We start from the raw sequence: 12,129 nt of genomic DNA, 5'->3' as shown, positions 1-12,129 counted from the left end.
TGCAGCGCCGATGGTACTGGGGTTACACCCGGGAGAGTAGGTCGCCGCCACATTATCAAAAAGCCTTTCAGGAAACTGAAAGGCTTTTGTGTTTTTTACCCTATAGCTATATTTTCATGGATAGAGAATGAAATATGCTTCGCTATATAAAATTTTCTAACACTTCAATTTAATAAAAGTGATTTTTGGTTTAAATCTTTGATTTTCAGAGAAAAGTATAGATTCAAGTTTCATAAGGTTGATATAATAACCGAAATGGAGTTTAATTAATTTTCAATTCTTATTTTAGATAAATGAATTCAAACACTAAAAGTAAAATGGCATTGGATAATGAAAATTTGAAATTATCCCCAAAAACTAGCCTGTTTTTCTCTTTATAAATAAAGGAGTTATTTGGGTATTTTTTTGCTCAATATTGCTCGTTTACATTAATAACTTCTTTCCAAAGGTCATCTTTTCAGACCTCTTTTTTAAATTATGGAAAATATCTGAGAATATAATATTCTCGTTAATTGCGGGAAGTATATTTTATTTTTTCCTAGAAATCCTACCGAAAGTTAAATCTCAAATAGATTTTTATTCATATACTTTATCATTACAAAGCAGGCTAAAAACCCATTTATTTTTTTTGAAAAAATCTCTTGACTTAATACCTAAGAAAACAGAAGTGCTTGACGAATCAATCTCAATTAAAAAATTGAAGGAACCTCAGGAATTAGGAACGATAAATAAATATGATGTTATATCAATTCTTAAAAAAATTAATGAAATTAAAAAAAAGGAAATAGAAATATTTAATAAACTGTTTGAAGCGCATAACGGAAATGTTGTTGAAAAGGTGTTTTATTATAGACTAAACATCATGAATGCAACAGATTTACCAATTGAAGGTAAATTACTTGATGCCTACACTGAAGTCAGCATCCAAATTGAATCCCTAAATGAAATTGAAAGACTTATTTTAGGTCATGTTAATATGAAAAATCAGTCATCTTAAATACAATTATAAACCTCTTTTAAAACCAAAAATACCCTGCTCCGGTTGCAACTATCGTTGATAGGGGGAGCGAAAGCCTTGCAGAAATGCAAGGTTTTTTTGTTTTAGACAACTCTAGAAACCATTTGTTTTTTTCAATACAATAGTTGACTAACTTAGTTTTTTATTGAGCTGTAATAGAGATGAACAAACAACTACTAATTCTAAGCAATGATTTACTTTCAGAATACTTGGAAAAAGCGCCGAAAGGTTTAAATCATGCTTTTGAAGCATTGAAAGACGCCGAAATTTCAACAGATAGCTTTAGTTTTTACACCTCTGTATCCTCCGTATACAGTAGCAAAATAGAAGGAGAGGCTATAGAATTGGATAGCTACGTTAAACATAAGAAATTCGGCATTGAATTTTCACCAGATTACACTAGGAAAATAGATGACCTGTACGACGCCTATACCTTTGCAAAGGTCAATGAGCTCAATAAGGAAACCATTGCCCAGGCCCATTCATTGCTCAGCAAAAATATCCTTACTAAAAACAGGCAGGGAACGTACCGCACACAAAACATGTATGTCTCCACTCCTGATGGCCGTATTGAATATGTAGCGGCCTCACCTTTTGAATTAGAGGCAGAAATGGAAAAGTTTTATACCGATTTGACGCTACTACTCAAAACAGAAATGTCTATCGAAGAAGCTTTTTTTTATGCCTCCATGATTCATTTGGTTTTTGTCAAAATACATCCTTGGAATGATGGAAACGGCAGAAGTGCCAGATTAATAGAAAAATGGTTTTTAGCAGAAAAATTAGGCGATAAGGCCTGGTTTATACAGAGTGAAAAAACGTATTACGACCATCATCAAACCTACTACTCAAACATCAGACTTTTAGGCTTAGAATACTCTACCTTGGATTATTCTAAAGCACTTCCTTTTTTACAGATGCTACCCTATGCTACAAAAACTTTATAGGCTCAGCAGTTAAGTTTTTTCAATAGAAAAAGAAAAAATAAAAGATTGCTACTTCACCATTTTTGACATTTTCGATATGCCCGATGGTACGTCGACTCCCATCCATAACCCTACCGGATTCAATGTAGCCAATGGTTCTTCTGCTCCCATCCATGATCCGACTCTGCTCGATGTAACCAACGGTTTTTCTGCTTGCATCCATGACTCTACCATTTTCTATATAACCTAGCGTTCGCCTAGAAGCATCTGTAATACGCGATGGGTCAATATGCCCTATGGTAGTACGAGTTGCATTCATCACCCTACCATTTTCAATATAGCCAACAGTTCTTCTATTCCCATCCATCAAGCGCTGTGCTTCTGCTGCAAAGCCAAGTCCAAAGAAGAGGATCAATATTAAAAAGGTAAATCTCATTATCTGTCAATTTTAGCCCATCCTAGATTCGGAATAAAGATCATAAGCTGCTATCAAAGATTGTCGCTCGGGCGTACTGCCATATTTTTCATAACTCTGTATTTCTGATCTTTGTTCTACATAGACTGGAAAGTATTCATTTTCCAACTCGTCCCAAATGATCAACATGTAGGTGTATGGCATCAAGCTGGCCCTACCTTTTTCAAACCAAGAGTCAAAGAGGTCCTCTTCCAATGACTTTGGGTAATCTGATCCTTCAAACATTTAATTTATTGAATTTTTATTCGATGATTCATTACTTTTCTGTACCTGGATAGGGGACAAAATCGGGTTCTCTAGGAATTTTTGGAAACTTCTGTGCTATCCAATCAGCTTTTGCTTGCTTCAATTTTTCCTTACTGGAAGAGACGAAGTTCCAGTCAATATAGCGCTCTTCGGGGAATACTTCTCCACCAAAAAGATAAACAGTAGCACCAGCTTGTATCTCAAACTCACAAAGTTTGCTGTCATTTGCTATTAGGATTTGTCTAGGATCGTAGGTGTTTCCTTCAGATTGGATAGCTCCATCAAGAATATATAGTCCGCTTTCTCCAAAGAGCTGCTCACCAATGCTCACTTTTTGAGTTGAAGTACTTTTGATTTCTATAAAGTAGAGTTTACTGTGTACTGGTACTGGTGATTTTCTACCAAAAGCTTCACCGGCTACCAATTTGAATGTCAGGTCTCCTTCAGTCCAGGTAGGGATCTCTTCGGCAGCAATATGGGTAAAAGATGGCTCTGCATCTTCAAGTTCTAGTGGTAATGCAACCCAGATTTGTAGGCCATGCATTTCCATGGCACTATCTCTTAAGTATTCGGGAGTTCTTTCAGAATGTACCACACCTTTTCCTGCTGTCATCCAGTTTACAGCTCCAGGTTTTATTTCTACTTCGCTACCTATAGAATCTCGATGCATGATTGATCCTTCAAACAAAAATGTGAGCGTGGATAAGCCAATATGTGGATGTGGCAGTACATCAAAATTCTCCCTTTCGCTCATTTTTACAGGCCCCATGTGATCAATAAATACAAAAGGTCCCACAGATCGCTTCTGTCTAAATGGCAATAGCCTCCCCACCATAAAGTTCCCAATACTCGCCGCCCGCTCTTCTATGATTAGTTTGATATTCGACATCTTTTTTTTAAGAAAGGTACAAAATTTTGAAGCCATCTCTATCACAATAAAGATGGCTTCTGAATATTATCCGTAGACAAATAAATTTTATATCTTACTTGATGATCAACTTTCTCTTGTCTTGATTCGAATGACTCTTTCTTTTTCTTCACCTTTGAGTCGCATCAGTCTAACCATACGATCAGGAGAAGGCTTGCCAAGAGAGATCAAAACCAAGGTCAGTGCATAAGCGATGATATAGCCATTGTTCTCAAAGATCAAAAGACCAGTGGGGCTAAGGATGCTGCTCAAAAGCAGAAGCTTTAGCCGATTGAGTGTAGCATCTTTGTAGATAATTACTTTGTCAAGTAAGTCCATCGGGTTAGCCAATACCACTTTGATTGCCTTGTGAAAATTCATGTAGCCGACAGCCAATATGGCATAAATAAAACCAAGAAAGACAAAGTCTAGCCAAGCAGGCAAATTAGGTCTATCAAAGTCAAGGGTATTATTTTGACTATAGAGATAAACGATGGCGAAGACTGGGATGGAACAAGCGATAATGATCAGCGATGTTCTCTCCAGTCTATCATAAATGGGTCTGATGGGGTCTTTTTCCAAGGGGATGTTATTATTCTATGATGATTTTAACGTCACTACTTGCAGGCTTTGAGGAACAGCATAGAATGTATCCATCGGCGATTTCACCTTCGCTTAGTCCTGCATCTTCGATCATATCTACTTTACCAGCTATTAATCTTCCTCTACAAGCCGTACATAGGCCACTTTGACAGCTGTAGGGCATGTCAACATGGTTGTCCAAACCTGCTTCTAGAATCGTTTTTTCTGGTGCTACTTCAAAACTATATTCCTGACCTTCTACTTGTACAGTTACCTCACGGGTAAGTGCAGGCGCCATTTCACCAGAAGCCTTTTTGGCTGCTTCTTTGGCGTCGAGGTCTGAATAGAAACTCTCTTCGTGGATCAAATCCTTTGCAATCCCTAGGCTTTCTAAGGTGTTCAAGATGGTATTCATCAAGCCTTCAGGTCCGCAAACAAAATATTTCTTATCTGTCAATTCTTTGTCGTCGCTCCAACTCAATACTTCTTTCAGTTTGCTGCTATCAAGTCTTCCCGACATGCCTGACCAGCCTGCTTCAGGCTTACTGAGGTTGTGAATGATCTCGAGTTGCTCACCGTATTTTTCTTTGAGTGTCTTGAGTTGCTCGTGGAAAATGATTTGATCCTCTGATCTGGAGCAATATAATAGGGTTACTTTAGAATTAGGCTCGTTGACTAAGACAGACTTGGTAAGACCCATGATAGGGGTGATGCCACTTCCTCCCGCTACCATGAAGTATTGGATTTTGTTTTGGGAATGAAAAGAAGTGGTAAAGTTCCCCAAAGGTTTCATGATTTCGATCGTCTTTCCAGGTCGAAGTTGGTCATTGAGGTAGTTGGACACCAGTCCTCCAGTCACTCTTTTGACAGAGATTCCTGGAAATGGATCCACAAAAGGGGAGGTGCAAAGACTGTAAGATCTACGCACTTCTTTGCCTTCAATTTCTAAAATTACGGTAAGGAATTGACCTGGCTTGTAGTCTAGATAAGGCTCAGGCTGCTCAAAGAAGATGCTAACTGTATCAGGAGTTTCTTTGACGATTTCTCTGATTTTGAGCGATAAGTATTGCTCGCCCTTGTTGGGCTCGGATTTTTTCTTTTTGAATAAATTGAACATGCTTCGGATGCTTTACACGTTGATCCAGTAAGTGAGCTTCAAAATTAATGCGCGATTTTTAATTTGTAAGCCTTCTGGATGATAATTGTCTGTGTAAACAACAAAGAAGTCGGAAACAGGTTTGAATCTCCACTGAAAACGTGTATTGATGTTGATATTGTCAATCTGACTATTGTACTGCACAAAGGTACTCAAAAACAATTTGTCAGTGAAAGAAACTTCAGCTCTTGGCCCTACCAACCATAAATCTGCCGAGCTATAGGGCTGAGGCATTTCGATTTTATTGTATTGTGCAAACATGGAAATATTTCCATAAGGTTGGAATCGGTAGTTGACATTGGTATTTACAAATGTCCTAGTACCATTAAAAAAACCTCCATAATAAGTAGTAGCACTGTAATTAAAGAGTTTTCTTCTATCTGAAGTGTAGGTGATTCCTGCTCTCAAATAAGAATAGTCAGTTCCCGCAGCCAATCTTTCCCCTCCTGATCTTGTGGGTTCAAAGGAATTGAATAAATAAATATATTCATTGAAGATTCTAGCCTGAATGGTAGAGGTGTTTTTGAAATAAAGTCTATAGATAAAGGAGATGGTCTCGTCAGTTTTTAAGCTGAAATCATCATTGGTGTACATATCGTACCTGACTTGAAACGTCTGTTGGAAGATCTTATCACTACCAATGACATGCCTGTAAAGTACATTAGGCTCAAACCTCCAGTAGGATCTTCTTGGAACAAAGCCTACTTCCGCATTGTAGGAATCTCCTACATATTCATGATTCCATTGGAATTTCCATGTTTTGGTATTGTAGTCTAAGTAACTCGCATGCGCTTTGGTGTCACCAGTCTGATTTGGACTAAAGGACTGGTGATAAAAAAACTTTCCAGTCCACTTGTTGTCAATAGAAGCCAAATTGTAATCAAGGCCAAGCACCCTGTTATAATCAGGAATTCTATTTGACTCCCCCACATTTCCTGTAGTCTGTCTATTCACAAAAATAGCTGCTACATTAGATCTACTGAATACTTTTTGTTGCACCGTGGCAACAGTATAATTTTGACCAGGATAGCCAACCTCGTCTTCTGTAGCAGTTTGCATATTGAGCAAACCTACTCTTAGGTTGTCATTAAGATTCCCATTGAGTCTGGCTCCATAGAGGATACGATTGTTGGAACTCCTTCCTAAACTGTCTGTGGCGATACCAATTCTTCTAGAGAAAAATGGACGAATGCTTCTGAATCCATAATCTGCAAAGAGATCCGCATTTTCGAGAAAAAATTGCCTTCTTTCAGGGAAAAAGAGTTCAAACCTGTTGAGGTTTGTTTGCTGCTGATCTACCTCTACAGTAGAGAAGTCAGGGTTGAAAGTGAGGTCTAGGTTCATAGAAGGAGTGATGGCAACTTTTGCATCTAACCCAGCATCAAAACCAGTACTCGTAGGGTCGTTAGTTCGGTAATCTTTAGCTGCATTTGTCGCAGCATAAGGGATTACTGCAATATTGGAACCTGGTTTTTTGAGTGGCTTGTCCCAATTTAAATATCCTGTAAATGCTAAACTCCCGATTCTTTGGTTTAAGGGGACTGGTACCCAAGAAGATTGCTCAAAGTTTTTTCTATCGTTTCGGATAAAATTGACCCGCCAATATTCTGATCCTTCGGTATACCTAAGTGTTTTGAATGGGATAGCCATTTCTACCTCCCATCTATCATCATATCGTTGTACTTCGGAAAACCATTTGTTGTCCCAAACATCAGAAACTCTATCGCCATTGTTTACCAGACCTTCCATTTGAATATTATAAGGTGATACGGCAAACATAAAACCATTATTCCCATCATCATAAGGCCCAATGACTATTGCGAAAGCATCATTTTGGTCAAAACTAAAATCCCTTTTTAAGGAGGAAATAACATAATCTCCTGGTGTTTTAGTATACAATGTGGCAGCTACATAAAGGAAATTCTCGTCGTATTTGAGCCTCACTTCTGTATTCTCGGTTGCAGGAAGACCTTCTTTTGGGATTTGCTGGATAAAGTTGGAAATCAATGCTGACTCTCCCCATTCTTCCATATTGATGACACCATCTATGGTCATAGGAGATGTAGCCAGTCCTACTTCCAGTCCAAATTCCTTATCTTTTTTATCATTGGCAAACAAAAAAGAAAGTGATAAAAAGAATGTAATTATACTTGGGTAAATATACTTCATCGGTGCAAAGCTAGACTAATAAGTAGATGAAACAGATCTGTTTTCTTCATTCGGTCAGAACTGAAATCAAATTGGCGAAGATTTGTTTTAAGTGGGTGGGGATTTATATTTCATTAGAAGCCTGTTTTTTTCTTTTTGAAAAGCTAAATTTGCGCACTCTAAACAAAATACAACATCATGAATTTGACTCACCTGACAGCCGTTAGTTCTATAGACGGTAGGTATGGTAGCAAGACAGCTCCCCTTAGACCTTATTTTTCTGAATTTGCTCTGATCAAATACAGGGTACATGTTGAAGTTGAATATTTTATTGCACTCTGCGAGCTTCCACTTCCACAGTTGAAAGATTTCAATAAGAAATTTTTCGTGCAACTTAGAGGTTTGGTGAAGAACTTTTCGATGGAAGACGCAAAGACTATCAAGGAGACTGAGATGGTTACCAATCATGATGTGAAAGCTGTTGAATATTTTCTCAAGGAGAGGTTTGATGAGCTGGGTTTAGATGAATTTAAAGAATTCATTCATTTTGGATTGACTTCTCAAGATATTAATAACACAGCTACTCCATTGATGCTTAAGCATGGACTCGAAGAAGTGATCATTCCCAGCCTAGATTCAGTGCTTGAAAACCTAAGGGCTAAAGTGGAGGCTTGGAAAACAATTCCTATGCTTGCTAAAACTCACGGACAGCCGGCTTCTCCAACCAATCTTGGAAAGGAATTTCAAGTATTCGTTACAAGAGTAGAAAAGCAACTTCAATTACTTTCTCAAGTACCTTATTCTGCAAAATTTGGAGGGGCTACAGGAAATATGAACGCCCATCATGTTGCTTATCCTGATATAGATTGGATGCTGTTCGCCAATGGATTTGTAGCAAATTACCTTGGACTCGAAAGGAGCTATCCTACTACACAAATTGAACATTACGATAACCTAGCAGCACTTTTCGATGGATTGAAGCGAATCAATACAGTGTTGTTGGATCTCTCAAAAGATGTGTGGCAGTACGTGGCGATGAATTATTTCAAGCAAAAAATCAAAGCTGGAGAAATTGGCTCTTCGGCAATGCCACACAAGGTAAATCCAATTGATTTTGAAAATGCAGAAGGAAATCTAGGGATTGCAAATGCCCTTTTGGAGCATTTGGCAGCTAAGCTACCAATCAGCAGATTGCAAAGAGATTTGACAGACAGTACCGTATTGAGAATCATTGGTGTTCCTCTTGGGCATATGTTGATTGCTTTGGAATCATTGGCCAAAGGACTTAATAAGCTAGAGCTCAATCAAGCGGCAATAGATGCCGACTTGGAAGAAAATTGGGCTGTGGTGGCAGAAGCTATTCAGACTGTATTGAGAAGAGAAGGCTACCCAAAGCCTTATGAAGCACTCAAGGATCTTACAAGAACCAACACTAAAATCACCAAGGATTCCATATCTGAATTCATAGATCAGCTTAATGTAAATGACCTTGTCAAAGAAGAATTAAAAAAAATAAGTCCTTTTAATTATACAGGCATTTTTTGATCATTTGTACGAAGATGTAAAATCCCCAAGTCTGTCAATGATGTGCCCCCAAAAAGTTAGACACTTATTGGGGGCTTTTATTGTAGCCTTGAATTTTTCAAAATTTGTAAATCACTTTTTTACCAGTTGTAATACATGATACTAATGCTTGATTGTTTAGATCAATTGTAGTCGATTATTCGCTACAAATCGAGTATTCAGTATAGTCACTCGTTGAATTTTGGTTTGTCATTTTTCAATATATGATTATCCGTAATGACATCAGTAAGGATATTTAACACATATATTCTTGTGGATATTCGTTACTAGACATTAATCGATTAGTTATCAGTGCATCAATTGCTTTAAAACACCCCATTTCGTTTAGCTACTGCTGTGAAAGCAGATATACATGTTTCAATATTCAGAGATCAGTGGTTTTGATACTTTTGAATTATTGTAGTAAGAGTTGTTTCTTTATATTTTTTATAACTGATATAAAATAATTTTATATGTTAGAAATTCTTGATTCCTTTTGTTCTATTTTTACGTAGGATGTTAATCCATTGAATTACTCACCCAGTTTCATTTCACTATGAATAAATCGAAAAGTATTTTTGCCCATTTAGGTTCAGATCTCCCCGCGGGTCTGGTTGTATTTCTAGTTGCTTTACCATTGTGCTTAGGTATAGCATTATCCTCTGGAGCCCCTTTATTCTCTGGCATTATTGCAGGTGTAGTGGGAGGGATTGTGATTGGTTATTTATCTGGATCTGCCACTTCTGTTTCGGGTCCTGCCGCGGGTTTGACTGTCATTGTACTGAATGCGATAAGTGATTTGGGTTCTTTTGATGTTTTCTTGATGTCTGTCTTGTTGGCTGGAATTTTTCAGGTCTTACTTGGGATTGCCAAAGCAGGCGTAATTGGTTATTATTTTCCAACTTCAGTGATCAAAGGGATGTTGGCAGGGATAGGGATTATCTTAATTATCAAGCAAATACCTTATGCTTTTGGGGTGAATGAAACTCAAAATTTGGCACAATACATACCTTTTATCAATGACTTGGGAGCGGTGCTGGATTTGAGGAATTTAGCAAATGAATTTGATTTTGGGGCTTTGATTATCACCACAATTTCATTGACTATTTTGATTATTTGGGACAAACCCATGATCAAGAGTAATAAAATATTGAGGGTTATTCCAGGAGCCCTTATCGTAGTTTTTTTGAGTGTAGGGATCAATAAACTTTTTAAATTCTTATTACCTTCGCTTTATCTTGATATTGATGACAAGGTTGTGCTTCCTCAAGTGGATTCTTTTTCCAGCTTTACAGATCTTTTTATGCTTCCAGATTTCTCTGCCATCACCAATTCAGGAGTTTGGGTTGTGGCTTTTACTATAGCTATTATAGCGAGTTTAGAAACGTTATTGAGTTTGGAAGCTGCTGATAAAATTGATCCCTACAAACGAGTTTCACCCCCAAACAGAGAGTTACTGGCTCAGGGTATTGGGAATATGATCAATGGGCTCATAGGCGGACTTCCAGTGACAGCGGTGATTGTCAGGAGCTCTGCAAATGTCACTGCAGGATCTAGGACAAAGATGTCAGCTATTTTTCACGGAGTATTGTTGGTAGTTACGGTATTGTTGATTCCTAGCTGGTTGAATTTAATCCCTTTGGCTGCCTTGGCCGCGATACTATTGCAAGTTGGTTATAAATTGACCAGAGTTTCTCTTATCAAATCTCAAGCAAGGTTGGGTTGGGATCAATTTTTACCTTTTTTGATTACAGTACTTGGGATTGTAGTCTTTGATTTACTTATAGGTATAGCCTTGGGTATGGGAGTAGCGATTGTTTATATCCTATTACGTAATTTCCAAAACTCACATATCATCTCCAAAGAAAGCAAGGAAGATAAGGATACTTTGAAAATTATCCTTTCAGAAGAAGTGAGTTTTCTAAACAAAGGAGCATTGATCAAAACACTTGAAGAAGTACCAGATGGTAAGCATGTGATCATCGATGGAAGCAATTCCAAAATCATTGATTACGATGTACTAGAAGTAATAGAAAACTTCAAAATCTCAGCTAGGGAGAGGGATATCGAAGTGGATACAATCAAAATCAAATCTGTAAAAGTAGGTGCTCACCATTAAGCTCTTGGTAGGAAAATCTCCGCCATCATGCATCTAGCACTTCCACCTCCTAGTTTTTCGATTACTGGAATTTCTGGGGCAATGATTTTTGTATATTTCTCAATGGTTTTGATTTGGGCTTTGTTCAAAGAGTTATATGCTGTCCTGGACATTACAGTAAACTTCTCATTTTGACCATTTTTGACTTCCAACATATTACCAGCAAATTGAAACTTCTGTTTTGAGGTAATAGGGATGATTTTTTTACCAGTCATTTGTAACTCTTGCTGTAATACTAACTTTTCAGAGGCATTTGGTAAGCTATCTAAACATACCACAGCAATATCACTTCCGACATGCATCATGACATTGGTGTGGTAAATCGGCGATTCTTTTCCATCAATTAATTGTTTAGCATCAAAGTCTATCACTTTGTATGCCAAAAGTCGTCCTAAATATTTTAAAGGAACTTCATGTGTTCTCAATGATCTGCAAGCGTAAGCATTTTGGTTTTCTCTGTCAAAAATTAGACTGCCCGTACCTTCCAAATATTGTTCATGCTGCTCAAAAAAACTCAAATCAATCACTTCGTCAATCAAAAATTTATTTTGCATTAATATCTCAAGGATATCTTTTCTTCGCTCCAATCTTCTGTTTGGAGAAAACATAGGATATAGGATGACCTTGCCATCTTGGTGTGTGGTGAACCAATTATTTGGAAATATTGCATCCGTTTTTAGTGGAGTCTTCGTGTCTTCTACCACAATTACCTCAATTCCTTCTTTACGGAGTAAGGCAACAAAATTATCAAACTCTTTCTGGGCGATTGTATTGATTTCTAAAGCATCACGATCGTCTTTTTTTTGATAAAAGTTGTTGCTAGCTGTTTCTGGGTTGAAGCCAAAGTTTGCAGGTCTTACCATTAGGATTGTGGAGGTAGTAGGTGAAGTCATTATAGTAAATGGAATGATTGCTAAGGAATATTTCATGCGAATTTATCTAAAATGTGA

11 protein-coding genes are annotated in these 12,129 nt (G+C 37.5%); 4 read left to right on the top strand and 7 right to left on the bottom strand.

Annotated elements, in window-relative coordinates; all coding sequences use genetic code 11:
* Positions 1 to 628: 628 nt before the first annotated feature.
* Together CHB66_RS16790 and CHB66_RS01945 are read left to right on the top strand one after the other, a co-directional pair.
* Positions 629 to 997: a hypothetical protein gene (locus tag CHB66_RS16790; RefSeq protein WP_141107353.1), complete on the top strand. Its 369-nt coding sequence runs from the start codon at positions 629 to 631 to the stop codon at positions 995 to 997.
* A gap of 182 nt (positions 998 to 1,179) precedes the next feature.
* Complete coding sequence (locus tag CHB66_RS01945; protein ID WP_089237395.1) at positions 1,180 to 1,965, top strand: Fic family protein; 786 nt, start codon at positions 1,180 to 1,182, stop codon at positions 1,963 to 1,965.
* A 19-nt stretch (positions 1,966 to 1,984) separates the two neighbouring features.
* Here CHB66_RS01945 and CHB66_RS01940 read toward each other — a convergent pair whose 3' ends face one another.
* The 6 genes from CHB66_RS01940 to CHB66_RS01915 form a co-directional block, all read right to left on the bottom strand.
* Complete coding sequence (locus CHB66_RS01940; protein ID WP_089237393.1) at positions 1,985 to 2,380, bottom strand: 5-fold beta-flower protein; 396 nt, start codon at positions 2,378 to 2,380, stop codon at positions 1,985 to 1,987.
* Positions 2,381 to 2,392: 12 nt separating this feature from the next.
* Complete coding sequence (locus CHB66_RS01935) at positions 2,393 to 2,644, bottom strand: hypothetical protein (protein WP_089237391.1); 252 nt, start codon at positions 2,642 to 2,644, stop codon at positions 2,393 to 2,395.
* A gap of 31 nt (positions 2,645 to 2,675) precedes the next feature.
* Entirely contained in the window at positions 2,676 to 3,554 is an 879-nt protein-coding gene (locus CHB66_RS01930) for a pirin family protein (protein ID WP_089237389.1), read from the bottom strand.
* 105 nt (positions 3,555 to 3,659) lie between these two features.
* Positions 3,660 to 4,154, bottom strand: a complete 495-nt coding sequence (locus CHB66_RS01925) for a hypothetical protein (RefSeq protein ID WP_089237387.1) — start codon at positions 4,152 to 4,154, stop codon at positions 3,660 to 3,662.
* A 10-nt stretch (positions 4,155 to 4,164) separates the two neighbouring features.
* A complete protein-coding gene (locus CHB66_RS01920) occupies positions 4,165 to 5,271 on the bottom strand; it encodes a ferredoxin--NADP reductase (protein ID WP_089237385.1) in 1,107 nt (368 codons plus the stop codon).
* A 12-nt stretch (positions 5,272 to 5,283) separates the two neighbouring features.
* Positions 5,284 to 7,479, bottom strand: a complete 2,196-nt coding sequence (locus CHB66_RS01915) for a DUF5916 domain-containing protein (RefSeq protein WP_245812645.1) — start codon at positions 7,477 to 7,479, stop codon at positions 5,284 to 5,286.
* Between the two features lie 177 nt (positions 7,480 to 7,656).
* Here CHB66_RS01915 and purB point away from each other — a divergent pair, with 177 nt between their 5' ends.
* The gene (purB, locus tag CHB66_RS01910) at positions 7,657 to 9,003 is read left to right on the top strand and encodes an adenylosuccinate lyase (protein ID WP_089237383.1); all 1,347 of its coding nucleotides are present in this window, start codon (positions 7,657 to 7,659) and stop codon (positions 9,001 to 9,003) included.
* A gap of 574 nt (positions 9,004 to 9,577) precedes the next feature.
* Entirely contained in the window at positions 9,578 to 11,140 is a 1,563-nt protein-coding gene (locus CHB66_RS01905; RefSeq protein WP_089237381.1) for a SulP family inorganic anion transporter, read from the top strand.
* Here the strand turns inward: CHB66_RS01905 and ctlX are convergent.
* Positions 11,137 to 12,072, bottom strand: coding sequence for a citrulline utilization hydrolase CtlX (gene ctlX / locus CHB66_RS01900; protein ID WP_089237456.1), 936 nt, complete (start codon positions 12,070 to 12,072; stop codon positions 11,137 to 11,139). The genes CHB66_RS01905 and ctlX overlap by 4 nt on opposite strands.
* Between the last annotated feature and the right edge of the window lie 57 nt (positions 12,073 to 12,129).

It is taken from the genome of Belliella buryatensis (assembly GCF_900188245.1).
In the GTDB taxonomy this organism is placed as follows: domain Bacteria; phylum Bacteroidota; class Bacteroidia; order Cytophagales; family Cyclobacteriaceae; genus Belliella; species Belliella buryatensis.
Note: the sequence above shows the minus strand (reverse complement) of the source record. Positions and strands in the feature narration are given on the sequence as shown.